Here is a 15,996-nt window from a genome sequence, read left to right on the forward strand (position 1 = left end):
AACCATGCAGTTCAAAATGTTATCCGGTATTAGCCCCGGTTTCCCGGAGTTATCCCAGTCTTATGGGCAGGTTACCCACGTGTTACTCACCCGTCCGCCGCTAACTTCTTGAGAGCAAGCTCTCAATCCATTCGCTCGACTTGCATGTATTAGGCACGCCGCCAGCGTTCATCCTGAGCCAGGATCAAACTCTCCAATAAAGTTAGTTTGTCTAGCATCTAAAAATAAAAATTGACGTTTCACGTTGTTTGTTTCGTTCAGTTTTCAAAGAACTACTTGGTCGCTCATTTGCGACTTCCTTATGTTAACATTTCTATTTTGTAATGTCAACTAAGTTTTTCATTTCGATTGTCGCTTTCGACGTTATTGTCATCGGCGACTTGTTCTATATTACACCTCTAAGCTCTAATCGTCAATATGTTTTTATAAAAAATATAAAAAGGCTTATTTATTTTAAAATAAGCCTTTTTATCACATATCATTCTATTCATTTATTATTTTTCTATAATTGGTAACGAAACGATAAATTGAATAATACCATCCCTATATTCAGCTCGAATACTACCACCTTGTAACTCAACAATACTTTTCGCAATCGCAAGCCCGAGTCCAGAACCTTCTGTTACTCTACTTCGAGATTGATCCTTCTTATAGAAACGTTCAAACAAATTCACTAACTCTTCTCTCGTAAACTCTTCACTATAATTCGCAATTACAATTTGTATATCCCTGCGCTGCTTTTGAAGAGAAACTTTTATCTCCCCATCATCTTTACTATACTTAATCGCATTCATTAGTAAATTATCAAACACACGAACCATCTTTTCCGAATCAATCGATGCATAAGCACGTTCCTCAGGAAACTTCTTAACAAACGTAAGTCCATGCTCTTCCGCCTGCGGTACTAATTCTTCTATTAATTGCTCGAGTAACTCATTCATACAAACTTCTTGTTTTTCTAATACAACTTGTTCATTTGTTAACTTCGTATACTCAAATAAATCTTCTATTAAATTCTTTAGCTGCTCCGACTTTGCAAAAGCAATTCTCGTATACTCATCATGTTGTTCTTGATTTTCATATTTAGAATCTCTAAGTAATCGCAAGTAACCCATAATAGAAGTCAGCGGTGTACGTAAATCATGAGATACATTCGTAATAAGCTCATTTTTCTGCTTTTCTAATTTACGCTCTTTTTCTATATTATTCATAAGCTCTTCCGCCATATTATTAATATTCTCAGTTAAAGACGCAATCTCATCTTCACCTTTCTTCTCAATACGGTACGCTAAGTTTCCTTTTTCTATTTCCTTTACACCTTCTGCCATTGCTTCAATCTTCTTCATCTTTTTCTTTGTTATATAGAAGAAAGAGAAGATGAATACAAGGACACCAATTAAAAATGGGAATGGTCCTTCTTGCGTGTCATATATTACCTCTCCCTCTGGAATTCCGCTAACAAACATGTACAAATTCTTTCCTTCAATAGTAATAGGTGAAAAAGATATAAACTCTTTTCTTGTACTTTCAAATACATTTCTACCATCTGTATAATTAATCGCGAATGATGCTGCATTACGAATCGTATTATGCAAATCGATTTGCTCTTCTTGCGCTTGCTTTGTTTTATATAAAACTTTACCACTTTCATCAGTAACCAATATCTTCAAAGTTCTAGACCCTTGCTCTAAATTTTGGTTTTCCATTTCGATCATATTTGATATAGCTTCTAATTTATTTTCATGAACCGAACTATTTGCCGCTCCTTGAGCTTGGTGATTAATTTGTTCCATACCAGCCCGATAATCGATAGTTGCTTGACGATTCGCATTCTCAAAAAACGGCGCTGCTGCCTTTGCTGACAAAAGCCCTAATAAGGCACAAGCAGCAAAAGTAGTAATCAATTGAATCCTTATACTCTTTCGTACGCTCTTTACTAATTTCTCAATTAATTCTCTTATTTTCCTTATATAAGTAAACGGATTAAATATCTTTTTCAATCTTATACCCCACTCCCCATACTGTTTTTATATATCTAGGCTTCCTTGGATTCTCCTCAATCTTTTCACGTACTTTTCGAATATGCACCATTACAGTATTATCAGACTGGAAAGATCGTTCGTTCCACACCTTTTCATAAATTTGCTCCGCACTAAACACCATACCTGGATTTCTAGCTAGCAATTCTAAAATTGAAAATTCCCTTGGGGTTAGTTTCACTTCTTCTCCCTCTACAATAACTTTATGGGTCGAGATATTTATTTTCATCTCTCCAATTTCTAGCTCGTCCTCATTTTGAATAGCAAAACCATTCATTTTCATATAACGGCGTAACTGAGATTTAATTCGTGCAATTAACTCTAATGGATTAAAGGGCTTCGTTACGTAATCATCTGCTCCTGTTGTTAATCCTAAAATCTTATCCATATCTTGCGTTTTCGCAGAAAGCATAATGATAGGCATCTCTTTCGATTCTCTTACTTTCATACACATATGAATACCATCTACTTTCGGCATCATAATATCTAATACGACTAGATGCACTTCATTTTCTTCCAGTAAACGTAGCCCTTCTTCTCCGTCCCCTGCTTGTAATACTTTATATCCTTCATTCTTTAAATAGATTGTAATTAAATTCCGAATTTCTTTTTCATCATCTACGACAAGTATTGTTTCGTGTGCCACAATATCTCCCCCATTACTTTTTTAATCCCTAACTTCTATTATAGGAAAACTTCTGAAGAAAAACGCTCGGAAATCCTTAAGTTTTTCTGAAGACGCAAAAAAGGTCTAGACTCCCCTTAAGTCTAGACCTTTGAAAAAACCCCTTTTATTTACGAACGTAGATGAAATATAGTACGAATAAAACTCCCATAACATACATAATCGGATGAACCTCTTTACGACGACCACTCACAACCATTGTAATTGGATAGAAGATAAATCCAATCGCAATCCCAGTTGCGATACTATACGTAAGTGGCATAGAGATAATTGTAAAGAATGCTGGCACTGCAATCTCGAATTTCTTCCAATCAATTTCCCCTAAAGAAGAAACCATCAATATTCCTACAATAATTAAAGCTGGTGCCGTTACAGCTGGCGTTACAACACTTAGTAATGGCGAGAAGAATAGTGCCAGTAAGAAGAATCCTGCTGTTACAACTGCTGTAAATCCAGAACGTCCTCCCGCTGCTACCCCTGCAGACGATTCAATGTAAGACGTTGTTGTTGATGTACCCAAGATCGCACCAATTACAGTCGCAATCGCATCTGCAAATAATGCTTTTCCTGCACGTGGTAATTTATTGTTCTTCATTAATCCAGCTTGATTCGCAACCGCTACAAGCGTACCTGCTGTATCAAAGAAATCGATAAAGAAGAACGTTATAATAACAATCCCCATTTGAACTGTAAAAATATCTCCGAAGTGCGTTAACGCAGCACCGAACGTTGGTTCTAGACTCGGTATTGCTCCCACTACAGCTTTCGGAGTATCAATTAATCCTGTTGCCACTCCTAAGATCGCTGTAAGAATCATACCGTAAAATACAGCACCATTAACTTTCTTAATCATGAAGATGATTGTCGTAACAACCCCGAAGATTGCTAGTAACGTTGTGCCCTTTGTTAAGTCCCCCAACCCAACAAGAACAGCATCATTTTTCACGATAATTCCAGCATTTTGGAATCCAAGGAATGCAATGAACAATCCGATACCTGCTGCTACTGCAAACTTTAACTCCGATGGAATTGCATTAATGATTTTTTCACGAATACCTGAAGCAGTAAGAATAATAAAGATAATACCTGACATTAATGTTCCGGCAATGGCCGTTTGCCACGGAATACCCATCGTTAACACTGCTGTATAAGCAAAGAACGCGTTAATTCCCATACCTGGCGCTAAAGCAATTGGATACTTCGCGAAAATACCCATAATTAACGAACCGATTGCTGCCGCTAATGCCGTAGCAACGAATACTGCACCTGGATCCATCCCTGTACCTGCTGGTAACCCTTTAACATTTCCAAGCGACAGCGTAGCAGGATTGACAAACAGTACGTAAGCCATAGATAGAAATGTTGTTAACCCCGCTATGAACTCAGTCTTATAATTCGTACCGAGCTCATCAAATTGAAAATAGCGTTTCATCCTACGTTTCCCCCGTTATATGATTACTCGCCGTAATCTCCCTAGCCCTCTTTTATCTATTAAAAATAAAAAAGGCTTCCATTGCATATACATGGAAGCGTTCTATGAATAAAGACAAGTTTCCCCTCATCTTTATCTAAACGCCTCGTAGTCAAGCCATTTACGGTAGCTAGGTAGAAACTTTCGGGCCATATCCCCGATATTATACGACGGCATAATATTCACTTTTCGTTTGAATTACATACTCATATTAACTCTTGAATGTATTTTTGTCAATTTAAAAGCGAACATTTTTATATTTTTTTATATTTTCGTTCGTATTAACAACGAAAACAAAAAGATCCATCTATTCATGAATGATAGATGGATCTTTTTTATTACAATACTATTCCCACTCAATAGTTGCTGGTGGCTTACTCGTTACATCATACACGATACGGTTAACGTGTTTTACTTCGTTTACGATACGAACAGAGATTTTCTCTAGTACGTCCCAAGGGATACGTGCCCAGTCAGCTGTCATACCGTCAATAGATGTTACTGCACGGATACCTACTGTGTAATCGTAAGTACGCTCGTCACCCATAACACCTACGCTACGCATACCAGGAAGTGCAGTGAAGTATTGCCAAATTTCACGGTCTAATCCCGCTTTAATAATTTCTTCACGTAAAATCGCATCAGATTCACGAACGATTTCTAATTTCTCTTCTGTGATTTCACCTAATACACGAATACCAAGACCAGGACCTGGGAATGGTTGACGCCATACGATTTCATCAGGAATTCCTAGTTCAGATCCTAATACACGTACTTCATCTTTAAATAACGTATTTAAAGGCTCAATTAATTTGAACTGCATGTCTTCTGGAAGTCCACCCACGTTATGGTGAGATTTAATTGTTTGTGCAGTTGCTGTACCACTTTCAACGATATCTGTGTAAAGTGTACCTTGTGCTAAGAAGTCCATACCTTGTAATTTAGATGCTTCATCATCAAATACGTAAATGAATTCGTTACCGATGATTTTACGTTTTTGTTCTGGATCTTCTACACCTTTTAACTTATTCATGAAGCGTTCTTGTGCATCCACTTTAATAACGTTCATATGGAAGCCTTCGCTAAATGTTTTCATAACGCCTTCTGCTTCACCTTTACGAAGTAAACCGTGGTCAACGAAAATACATGTTAACTGATCGCCGATTGCTTTATGAATTAATACTGCTACAACAGAAGAGTCTACGCCGCCACTAAGTGCACATAGTACTTTTTTGTCTCCAACAGTTTCACGAATCTTTTCTAATTCTACTTCGATAAAGTTCTCCATGTTCCATCCTTCAGAACAACCACATACGCCGAATACGAAGTTTTTAATTAAATCGTTACCGTGCTCAGAGTGACGTACTTCTGGGTGGAATTGTACACCGTATAAGTTTTTCGCTTCATTGCTCATACCAGCAATTGGGCAAGACTCACTTGTTGCGTCTACTACGAATCCTTCAGGTAAACCAGTTACTAAGTCGCCATGGCTCATCCATACAACTTGCTCTTCTGGAAGGTTCGCATATAATTTTGATTCGTTCTCTACTTTAAGAACAGCTTTTCCGTACTCACGGTGGTTGGCACGCTCTACTTTACCACCGAAGTGTTGTGTCATAAGCTGCATACCGTAACAGATACCGAAGATCGGTAAACCTAGTTCGAAGATTTTTTCATCACAATGTAATGCACCTTCACCGTATACGCTATTTGGTCCACCAGAGAAAATAATCCCTTTTGGATTCATTGCTTTAATTTCTTCTGCAGTAATTGTATGTGGATGAAGTTCACTGTATACACCGAACTCACGAATTCGACGTGCTATTAACTGATTGTATTGACTTCCAAAATCTAAAACGATAATTGTATCGTGTTGCTTCTTCAAAATAATCACCCCAACGTTAGTTCTCGTATATAAATATTTTCACCAATTTGGCGAAAAGCATTACCAATATAATAAAAAAAGCCAGTCCTCCGCCTCTAGTCTCATAACAAAGAAAAGGCAGGGGTCTGGCTTTATAAAGAAAGATAGTCTCCGCTCTTTATAAATATAAGACACACTGCCTTCATAGTCAGGTTGTTTACGGTAACCCGGTAGAGACTCTCAAACCATATCATTGAGGATATATGAAGGATCGTTTTATATTATCTTCCTAGATTCTAACAATGAAGTATCAATATGGTCAAGAGAGAAAGCGACAAAATTCTACAGAAATTCATTTCCTTTTCTAAAAAACATAAAAAAACATCCATTTCTACATAGAAATGGATGTTTTTTAGGGCAAACGGAATTACATCATTCCGCCCATACCGCCCATGCCCATGCCGCCCATGTCAGGCATTGCTGGTGCATTTGGTTCTGGCTTGTCAGCTACTACAGCTTCAGTTGTTAAGAACATAGCTGCAACAGATGCTGCGTTTTGAAGTGCAGAACGAGTTACTTTAGCTGGATCTACGATACCAGACTCAAGCATGTTAACCCATTCGCCAGTAGCTGCGTTGAAACCAACGCCTACTTTTTCGCCTTTTAGACGCTCTACAACTACAGATCCTTCTAGACCAGCGTTGATTGCGATTTGACGAACTGGCTCTTCTAGTGCACGAAGTACGATGTTGATACCTGTTGCTTCGTCGCCTTCAGCTACGATAGAAGCTACTTTCGTGTATACGTTCATAAGTGAAGTACCACCACCTGCAACGATACCTTCTTCTACTGCTGCACGAGTTGAGTTAAGTGCATCTTCAATGCGAAGTTTGCGCTCTTTTAACTCAGTTTCAGTTGCTGCACCGACTTTAATTACTGCTACGCCACCTGCAAGTTTCGCAAGACGCTCTTGTAATTTTTCACGATCGAATTCAGAAGTTGTTTCTTCTAATTGCGCACGAATTTGACCGATGCGAGCTTCGATTTGCTCTGTATTTCCAATACCTTCAACTACAGTTGTGTTTTCTTTTGTAACAACAACTTTACCAGCGCGTCCTAAAGATTCAACTGTAGCAGATTTTAAGTCACGACCTAATTCTTCAGTGATTACTTCGCCACCAGTTAAGATTGCGATATCTTCTAGCATTGCTTTACGACGGTCACCAAATCCAGGAGCTTTAACAGCTACTACATTGAATGTACCACGAAGTTTGTTCACTACTAATGTAGCTAAAGCTTCGCCTTCTACATCTTCAGCAATGATAAGAAGTGGTTTACCTTGTTGTACCACTTGCTCTAATACTGGTAAGATTTCTTGAATGTTAGAAATCTTTTTGTCAGTAATTAAGATGTATGGGTTATCAAGAACTGCTTCCATTTTATCAGAATCAGTAATCATGTAAGGAGATGCATATCCACGATCAAATTGCATACCTTCTACTACGTCTAATTCTGTTGTAAATCCTTTAGACTCTTCTAAAGTAATAACGCCGTCGTTACCAACGCGCTCCATTGCTTCAGCGATTAATTGACCTACTTCTTCGTCAGCTGCAGAAATAGCAGCTACTTGTGCGATAGAAGATTTGCCTTCGATTGGTTTAGAAATCGTTTTTAATTCTTCAATTGCAGCAGTAACAGCTTTTTCGATACCTTTACGAAGACCCATTGGGTTAGCACCGGCTGTTACGTTTTTAAGACCTTCACGAATCATAGCTTGCGCTAATACAGTTGCAGTTGTTGTTCCGTCACCAGCTACATCATTTGTTTTGCTAGCAACTTCTGCTACTAATTTCGCACCCATGTTTTCGAATGCATCTTCTAATTCGATTTCTTTTGCGATTGTTACACCATCATTTGTAATAAGTGGTGAACCAAATTTTTTCTCAAGTACAACGTTACGACCTTTTGGTCCAAGTGTTACTTTTACTGCGTTTGCAAGAGTGTCGACACCGCGAAGCATCGAACGACGTGCTTCTTCACTAAATTTAATATCTTTTGCCATAATAATTGACCCCCTTGGATTTTTTAAGATTTATATAATTAACCGATAACTGCTAAAATGTCACTTTCACGTAAAATCAAGTAGTCTGTACCTTCATATTTCACTTCAGTACCTGCATATTTTGAGAAGATGATAAGATCACCTGCTGCTACCTCTAAAGCAACACGCTCACCATTTTCAAGCACTCGACCAGTACCTACTGCAACAACTTTACCCTCTTGTGGTTTTTCTTTTGCAGTATCTGGTAATACAATACCACTTGCTGTTTTTTCTTCTGCTTGAACAAGCTCAATTACAACGCGATCACCTAATGGCTTTAGCATGAACAATAACCTCCTCATTTTGTATGTAAATTTTATTTATTAGCACTCAAGTCATCCGAGTGCTAACACACTTATAATAATAAATAATCTCAATTTCTTTTGCAAGTAAAAAAATCATAATTTTTTCGCAAATTACTATATAAACTTTCTATATAGAATACTGCCTTTACTATATGAATCGTTGTTTCCCCTACTCGTATGTTACAATATGAAAGACACCCTAAGTTGTTTTCGCTAAACGTACAACTTTTTCCTGTCTCCTACTTTAATTTCAAATACGGATTTACAAAAAAATCATAATTCCAATGAAAGTTTATATCGTAGATAACATATTTACATGTTATCCTACCTCATCTCATACACTAGAGTTAGAAAGGATGGTTAAACTATTTGAAGAAACAATACTGGTGGATTATCGTTACATACATTTTAATGCAGTTATCTGGAATTGTTGGATTACCACTTCTCCTAAAAACAGGACTCTATGATAATAGAGGATTTACCATGGAGGAAAAAGGACAAATCATAACGGGACACTGGGCAATTATTAGCTTCTTTGTTGCATTATGTATCGTACTTTGGTTACTTAGAACAGACATTCGTGACAGGCATTTAGATGCAATGCGCTCTTCTGTTCCAGCTACTATTGGATGGATTTTAATCGGCTTCTTCTTGGCTTTCTTTTCACAAATAGTTGCCGGTATGATCGAGATGCAGCTGCTAGGAATTAAACAAGGTTCAGAAAATACAATGAAACTGATGGAAATTGCAAGAACGACACCTTGGTTCCTTATTGTCGTATCTATAATCGGACCTATCTTGGAAGAAATCGTATTTAGAAAAATTTTATTTGGTACACTTTATAAGAAGTTTAACTTCTTTATTGCAGCTATCATTAGTTCGCTTGTATTTGCAGCAATTCATTTTGATTTTACTCACTTATTGGTATACACTGCTATGGGGCTCGTATTCGCCTTCTTATATGTGAAGACGAAGCGTATTATCGTTCCGATTGCAGCTCATGTTGCGATGAATACATTAGTCGCTATTGGGCAAATTTTTATGAGCAATGAGCAAATTCAAGAAATGATTAAAGAAGCTGAAAAAATGCAAGGCTTTATCGGAGGATTTTTTGTATGAGAAACTCACCATTGTTCATGGCTGCACTATACTTCCTTCTTGGATGTATCTTTACACGCTTCGCCATTACGAACGTAACAGATACAATCTGGAATGTGTGGACAATACTATTTGCAGTTATGGCAACAATTGATTTTAATTTGGCACTTCGCCTTATATTAGTTAAATTCACAAAGAAGAAACAATAATAAAACGCAGAGGTCGCTTCCTCTGCGTTTTATTGTGGATAGTTTTTCAAAAAGTAAACTAATGTTTGTAACTCTACAGCTAAATCAATATGATGAATTCTAATATTATCTGATACGTTTAATCGTGCTGGTGTGAAATTCAAAATACCATGCACGCTCGTTTCAGCTAATCTATCTGCTACAGCTTGTGCTACTGTAGCCGGTACTGTTAATATTGCCACTTGTATATCATTTGATAATCTCTCTTCTAATTCATCTAAATGGTATACAGGAATGCCCCCGATTTCTGTTCCAACTTTCTCTTCACTAACATCAAATGCCATTTCAATTTTTGTATTATTGTTTTTCGTGAAATTATAATGTAAGAAAGCGGTCCCTAAATTACCTACTCCAATAAGTGCTACACGCGTTATATCATCTTGATCAAGTGTTTCGCGGAAAAATGATAATAAATAATTTACGTTATATCCATATCCCTTTTTCCCTAACGCTCCAAAATACGAAAAATCTCTTCGTATTGTTGCGGAATCTACTTTTACCGCTTCACTCAATTCGGCCGATGAAACACGCTGCTTACCAGAAAGAGATAAGTTTTGGATAAATCGATAGTATAGAGGCAATCTTTTAGCAGTGGCTTGTGGAATCTTTTGCTGATCCATATGACCTCTCCTCTCTTCCTATCTTTATTCATATACTTTAATCAAATACAGAAGTTTAGCACTCATTAAATTCCTTGTATAATAAAGAGAAGAAGTATTCTCTCTTATTTTAAACTATACACTATTTTTAGTATGATTGAGAAATATAAACATGGCAAAGTTAAGAAATTATTTGAGGTGAAAACATTGATTTTATTACAAGTAAATGGACTTTCGAAATTATACGGTGCAGAAACAATTCTTGCAAACATAAAATTGGAAGTACAAACAAAAGATCGTATCGCATTAGTTGGAAGGAATGGAGCTGGAAAATCTACATTATTAAAAATTATCGCTGGTGAGTTATCACATGATGGTGGCGAAATTATAAAACCGAAAGATGTCTCAATCGGGTATTTAGCTCAAAATACCGGCCTAGAAACATCTTTAACAATTTGGGATGAAATGCTAACCGTCTTTACCCACTTACAGCAAATGGAGACAAAACTTCGAAGGCTTGAGCAAGAAATGGGAAAAGAAGAAAACTTTTCAAACGAAGCTATCTATGAAAGATTGTTAGCTGATTATGACCAATTGCAACTCAATTATAAAGATCAAGGTGGATATCAATACGAAGCGGATATTCGCTCCATTTTAAGCGGCCTTGGCTTCCCAGTTGAAACGCACCAGACGACGATTTCTACTTTAAGCGGTGGGCAAAAAACAAGATTAGCTCTCGGAAAATTATTATTAACAAAACCAGACTTACTTATTTTGGACGAGCCTACGAACCATTTAGACATCGAAACATTAACATGGCTTGAGCAATATTTACAAGGTTATCCTGGCGCAATATTAATCGTTTCACATGACCGTTATTTCTTAGACAAACTTGTTACACAAGTATATGAAATTTCGAATAAAGAAAGCAGACGATTTGTTGGTAACTACAGTAAATATTTAGACTTAAAATCAGCATTATATGAGCAAGAAATGAAACGTTACGAAAAACAACAAGATGAAATCACAAAACTTGAGGACTTCGTTCAAAAGAATATAGCTCGCGCCTCTACAACGAAACGTGCTCAAAGTCGCCGTAAACAACTAGACAAAATGGAATTATTAACGAGACCATTAGGGGATTCTAAGTCAGCATCATTCCACTTCGATATTGAAAAGCAAAGTGGAAATGATGTTTTACAAGTAAAGGATGCAACCATTGGCTATGATGAGGATCCTATAATTGAAAACGTAACTATGCGCTTAACTCGCGGAGATAGTGTTGCTTTAGTTGGTCCAAACGGAATTGGGAAATCCACCTTATTAAAATCTATTGTGAATAAGTTACCACTATTAAATGGCGATGTTTCTTTCGGATCAAATGTATCTGTTGGTTATTATGATCAAGAACAAGCAAACTTAACATCTTCTAAACGGGTTTTAAATGAACTATGGGATGAATATCCACTGCAACCTGAAAAAGAAATCCGTACTATACTCGGGAACTTTTTATTTACAGGAGATGATGTACTGAAACCAGTATCTTCCCTTAGTGGTGGACAAAAAGCTCGATTAGCTCTTGCAAAACTTATGATGCAAAAGTCAAATTTATTAATTCTGGATGAGCCTACGAACCACCTTGATTTAAATAGTAAAGAGATTTTAGAGAATGCTTTAATTGATTATCCAGGGACTCTTCTATTTGTCTCACATGACCGCTACTTTATTAACCGTGTAACAACGACTGTGGTTGAGTTATCAACAGAAGGTGCACAGGAATATTTAGGGGATTACGATTACTATGTGGAGAAGAAAAATGAAATGATTGAACGCGCAGCATTTGAACAACTTGAACAGCAAGAAAATCAGGCACCTGTTCAAAAAACTGTAGCTCAAGAAAAATTAAATTATCTCGAAGAAAAAGAGCGTAAACAATTAGAACGTCAACGCACTCGAAAAATTGAAGAACTAGAACAAAACATCGTAAACTTAGAAGAAGAAATTGCTACGTTAGAAGATCAACTTTGCTTACCAGAAATATATGCAGATTATGAAAAAGCGAGTGAAATTACAACTAAAAAACAAACGCTACAAGAACAACTTGAAACTTGTATGGCAGAGTGGGAAGAGCTGCATGTATAAGAGTATTTAAATAAGGAAGATGTCTCATCAGTCATGATTTTTGACTATGTGACATCTTTTTTCTTTAAGTACATAAATAATTTTTTGAATATATTAATGGTAACTCGGAATATATCAACCAATTTTCAAATACATCTATCGTAACCCTATATATATAAACGATTCGACACGAAATATCGATTTACCGACAAGGATTGACAATATCAGCACCCTCTATAATAGAAGGATATTTCAAAATGTTTTTCAGGGATATCTTCTTACTTTTTATTTCCCGAAAAACAATATATTCAAAGGTCAGACTTCATCTAGTTTATCCACAAACTTATACACATATCCACCTTTATAAAATAGCTATCAAAACAACTTTTCCACATTATCCACAACTAACAAAAAAGATATCAACACTTTATATACACAACAAAACCCATATTATCAACAGATAATATGGGTTTTATCCACAAGCTGTGGTTAATTATGTGCATAACTATGCTTCAATATCTAATCCTGGATTCGCATTTAAGGCTAATGTTGCACGCTTGCCTTGTTCATACGCAATTGTCCCTGCCGCTGCAATCATTGCTGCATTATCTGTGCATAAAGATAGCGGTGGAATAATTAGTTCAATGTTTTCTTTTTGTGCAAATTCTTCTTCTAATCGCGCACGAAGTCCTTTATTAGCAGCTACTCCACCAGCAAGAAGTAATTGCTTTACATTATAAGCCTCTGCTGCACGAGCTGCTTTCGTTACAAGTACATCTATTACACTTTCTTGGAAACTTGCCGCTAAATCTTCTGGTTTAATTTCTATACCACGTTGTTTCGCGTTATGCACAGTGTTGATAACTGCTGATTTCAATCCACTAAAGCTAAAATCATATGAATCCGGTTCTAGCCATGCACGAGGCAAATCAATTGTTGGTTCTCCTTCATGTGCAAGACGATCAATATGAGGACCACCTGGATATGGCATAGATAACGTACGAGCTACTTTATCATATGCTTCTCCAGCTGCATCATCTCGCGTTTCACCAATTACTTCAAATGAACCATGTTCTTTCATATAAACAAGTTCTGTATGCCCACCAGATACAACAAGTGATAATAGCGGGAATTGAACTTCTTTTACTAAACGGTTCGCATAAATATGGCCAGCAATATGATGAACACCGACTAGCGGAATATCATGTGCAAAAGCTACTGCCTTCGCCGCATTTACCCCAATTAAAAGTGCTCCTACTAAACCAGGCCCTTCTGTTACAGCAATTGCATCAATATCATCAAATGTGATATTTGCTTCTTTTAAAGCTTCTTCTAACACAACTGTAATTTCTTCTACATGATGACGGGATGCAATCTCTGGTACAACCCCGCCAAAACGTTTATGACTTTCGATTTGTGATGCAACGACATTCGCAATAATTTCCGTTCCATTTTTAACAACCGCTACCGCTGTTTCATCACAGCTTGTTTCAATCCCAAGTATAATCGTATTTTTTTCCATTATATATTCACCCACATTACAAGACCATCTTCCTGATTGTCTGCATAGTATCGTTTACGAATTCCACCATTTTGAAATCCATATTTTTTGTACAACTGCTTTGCTACTTCATTTGATACACGTACTTCAAGCGTCATTGTTTTTACCCCTAGTTCTTTCGCTTCTGAAATAACTGCTTTCAATAAGGCATCTCCTAATTTTTGACCTCGGTATTCTGGCAAAATAGCTATATTTGTTATATGTGATTCATCAATAATTATCCACAATCCACAATATCCGATTACACGACCATCTTTTTCTAACACAATATAATGTGCATGTTCATTCATCGTTAATTCACGGTGAAAGGCATCTGCAGTCCAAGGAGTTGAAAAAGACACTTCTTCAATAGCTACAATTTGAGCAATATCATCAAGTTCCATCTTTCTAAATATCATATCCATCTTCTGCAAGGCCCCTACTTGTTTTGACTTTCTAACCACTTTGTTTCAGCTTCAGCTAAACGAAGATAGCTCGGAACAAACGTATGCACATCTTGTTCTTCTTTTTGTAACCCTAAGAATGCTAGCTCACTTGGTCTTGGATTATTTTTAGTAAACGGAGCGAATACAGCTTGATCACCTAAATGTTCTATAATTATTTCTTTATGCAATTTAACATCATTACCGATAAATAAAACAGGCTGTCCTTTATCTTTTAACATTTGCAACCAGTCCACAATAAGAATAATTCGGTCTTCTTCTATTGAAGTTAACTGCTCTCCTTCATATGTATATAATCCAGTATAGATTTGCCCACGTCTTCCATCAAATAAAGGACAAATTAATCCATTAAAGTTAGCACCGTTTGCAGCTACTACCTCTAAACTTGATACACCTACAATTGGTATTTGAAGTGACCAAGCTAATGTTTTTGCCGCTGTCACGCCTATGCGAACACCTGTATATGATCCAGGTCCAGCAGCTACTACGATTTTAGTTAATTCCTTCGGTTTTACACCACATTCTTTTAACAGTTGCTCTACAGCTGGCATAAGACGTACAGAATGGTTTTTCGTCAAATTTGTAATGATTTCCCCAATCACGTTTCCTTCCTCAATAAGGGATACACCCATTACGTAATTTGAAGTATCAATTGCTAGTACTTTCATCTTGTAATAGCTCCTCACATAATCTAATATAGCGATCTCCAATTGGCTCGAGTATAATTTTTCTTGTGTCATCTCCCGCATGGAATAAACTAATTTGTAACTTTTCATTCGGTAAATATGCTTCTATTAAATGAGCCCATTCCACTACCGTAATTCCTTCACCGTAGAAATACTCATCAAAGCCTAAGTCCTCTTCGCTTTCTGCTAAGCGATACACATCCATATGATATAGTGGTAATCTTCCTTTATATTCTTTAATAATATTAAAGGTAGGACTATTTACAACTCTTTTCACTCCAAGACCTTTTGCTAGCCCCTTTGTAAAAGTCGTCTTCCCAGCTCCAAGATCTCCTTCTAAAATAATTACATCTTGTGCCTCTACGAGTTCACCTAGTTTTTCTGATAACCTTTGTGTTTCCGCAGAAGATTTTGTTGTTACTTCATATTTGCTCACAGACTTCACCTACTTTACTCACAATGTTCTCTGCTCTTTATTATACAGGTTTTGAATATATAAAAAAGTCCTTAGGAGTTGTCCTAAGGATAGTTTGACTGTCTTTATTAGTTTTTTGTTAAAACAAATAAAAAAATACGAAACAATTTGTTTCGTTCTTTTCTTTATATAAAATGGCGGTCCCGACCGGGGTCGAACCGGCGATCTCCTGCGTGACAGGCAGGCATGTTAACCACTACACCACGGGACCATTTGGTTGCGGGGACAGGATTTGAACCTGCGACCTTCGGGTTATGAGCCCGACGAGCTACCGTACTGCTCCACCCCGCGATGATATAA

Annotated in this window: 14 protein-coding genes, 2 tRNA genes, 1 rRNA gene and 2 riboswitches; of the genes, 3 read left to right on the forward strand and 14 right to left on the reverse strand. The window is 36.9% G+C overall.

Annotation, left to right across the window (positions count from 1 at the left end):
* From BUA87_RS29265 to groES, 7 genes are all read right to left on the reverse strand, one after another.
* Positions 1-200: ribosomal RNA gene (locus BUA87_RS29265) — 16S ribosomal RNA — on the reverse strand; the annotation flags it as partial.
* A gap of 294 nt (positions 201-494) precedes the next feature.
* The gene (locus BUA87_RS29275; protein WP_072941913.1) at positions 495-2,000 is read right to left on the reverse strand and encodes a sensor histidine kinase; all 1,506 of its coding nucleotides are present in this window, start codon (positions 1,998-2,000) and stop codon (positions 495-497) included.
* A complete protein-coding gene (locus tag BUA87_RS29280; RefSeq protein WP_000929891.1) occupies positions 1,984-2,685 on the reverse strand; it encodes a response regulator transcription factor in 702 nt (233 codons plus the stop codon). Before BUA87_RS29280 ends, BUA87_RS29275 begins: the two co-directional genes overlap by 17 nt.
* Before the next feature lie 145 nt (positions 2,686-2,830).
* Positions 2,831-4,156, reverse strand: coding sequence for an NCS2 family permease (locus BUA87_RS29285; protein WP_000833094.1), 1,326 nt, complete (start codon positions 4,154-4,156; stop codon positions 2,831-2,833).
* A gap of 128 nt (positions 4,157-4,284) precedes the next feature.
* Positions 4,285-4,386, reverse strand: a riboswitch (purine riboswitch).
* 155 nt (positions 4,387-4,541) lie between these two features.
* Positions 4,542-6,083, reverse strand: a complete 1,542-nt coding sequence (gene guaA, locus BUA87_RS29290; protein ID WP_164468883.1) for a glutamine-hydrolyzing GMP synthase — start codon at positions 6,081-6,083, stop codon at positions 4,542-4,544.
* 161 nt (positions 6,084-6,244) lie between these two features.
* Positions 6,245-6,346: riboswitch (purine riboswitch) on the reverse strand.
* 140 nt (positions 6,347-6,486) lie between these two features.
* Positions 6,487-8,121, reverse strand: a complete 1,635-nt coding sequence (groL, locus tag BUA87_RS29295; protein ID WP_072941916.1) for a chaperonin GroEL — start codon at positions 8,119-8,121, stop codon at positions 6,487-6,489.
* A gap of 38 nt (positions 8,122-8,159) precedes the next feature.
* Entirely contained in the window at positions 8,160-8,444 is a 285-nt protein-coding gene (groES, locus tag BUA87_RS29300) for a co-chaperone GroES (RefSeq protein ID WP_000917311.1), read from the reverse strand.
* A 390-nt stretch (positions 8,445-8,834) separates the two neighbouring features.
* Between groES and BUA87_RS29305 the strand changes: the two genes are divergently transcribed.
* Together BUA87_RS29305 and BUA87_RS29310 are read left to right on the forward strand one after the other, a co-directional pair.
* Positions 8,835-9,584 (forward strand): CPBP family intramembrane glutamic endopeptidase, encoded by a 750-nt coding sequence (locus BUA87_RS29305; protein ID WP_016513332.1) that lies wholly within the window; start codon positions 8,835-8,837, stop codon positions 9,582-9,584.
* The gene (locus BUA87_RS29310; RefSeq protein ID WP_001246204.1) at positions 9,581-9,772 is read left to right on the forward strand and encodes a YdiK family protein; all 192 of its coding nucleotides are present in this window, start codon (positions 9,581-9,583) and stop codon (positions 9,770-9,772) included. The genes BUA87_RS29305 and BUA87_RS29310 overlap by 4 nt, the downstream gene beginning before the upstream one ends.
* Positions 9,773-9,801: 29 nt before the next feature.
* Here BUA87_RS29310 and BUA87_RS29315 read toward each other — a convergent pair whose 3' ends face one another.
* The gene (locus BUA87_RS29315; RefSeq protein ID WP_016513333.1) at positions 9,802-10,431 is read right to left on the reverse strand and encodes a redox-sensing transcriptional repressor Rex; all 630 of its coding nucleotides are present in this window, start codon (positions 10,429-10,431) and stop codon (positions 9,802-9,804) included.
* Between the two features lie 186 nt (positions 10,432-10,617).
* Between BUA87_RS29315 and BUA87_RS29320 the strand changes: the two genes are divergently transcribed.
* Positions 10,618-12,552, forward strand: coding sequence for an ABC-F family ATP-binding cassette domain-containing protein (locus BUA87_RS29320; RefSeq protein WP_218012286.1), 1,935 nt, complete (start codon positions 10,618-10,620; stop codon positions 12,550-12,552).
* A gap of 484 nt (positions 12,553-13,036) precedes the next feature.
* Here BUA87_RS29320 and tsaD read toward each other — a convergent pair whose 3' ends face one another.
* The 6 genes from tsaD to BUA87_RS29350 form a co-directional block, all read right to left on the reverse strand.
* On the reverse strand, positions 13,037-14,053 hold the full coding sequence (gene tsaD, locus BUA87_RS29325; RefSeq protein WP_065229655.1) for a tRNA (adenosine(37)-N6)-threonylcarbamoyltransferase complex transferase subunit TsaD: 1,017 nt from the start codon (positions 14,051-14,053) through the stop codon (positions 13,037-13,039).
* Positions 14,053-14,496 (reverse strand): ribosomal protein S18-alanine N-acetyltransferase, encoded by a 444-nt coding sequence (rimI, locus tag BUA87_RS29330; RefSeq protein ID WP_000367207.1) that lies wholly within the window; start codon positions 14,494-14,496, stop codon positions 14,053-14,055. Before rimI ends, tsaD begins: the two co-directional genes overlap by 1 nt.
* 14 nt (positions 14,497-14,510) lie before the next feature.
* A complete protein-coding gene (tsaB, locus tag BUA87_RS29335; RefSeq protein WP_000865770.1) occupies positions 14,511-15,203 on the reverse strand; it encodes a tRNA (adenosine(37)-N6)-threonylcarbamoyltransferase complex dimerization subunit type 1 TsaB in 693 nt (230 codons plus the stop codon).
* Complete coding sequence (gene tsaE / locus BUA87_RS29340; protein WP_000049640.1) at positions 15,184-15,657, reverse strand: tRNA (adenosine(37)-N6)-threonylcarbamoyltransferase complex ATPase subunit type 1 TsaE; 474 nt, start codon at positions 15,655-15,657, stop codon at positions 15,184-15,186. Before tsaE ends, tsaB begins: the two co-directional genes overlap by 20 nt.
* A gap of 174 nt (positions 15,658-15,831) precedes the next feature.
* Positions 15,832-15,907: transfer RNA gene (locus tag BUA87_RS29345), tRNA-Asp, on the reverse strand.
* A 3-nt stretch (positions 15,908-15,910) separates the two neighbouring features.
* Positions 15,911-15,987, reverse strand: a tRNA-Met gene (locus BUA87_RS29350).
* Positions 15,988-15,996 lie beyond the last annotated feature (9 nt).

It is taken from the genome of Bacillus sp. bc15, from assembly GCF_900142585.1.
GTDB classification, from domain to species: domain Bacteria; phylum Bacillota; class Bacilli; order Bacillales; family Bacillaceae_G; genus Bacillus_A; species Bacillus_A cereus.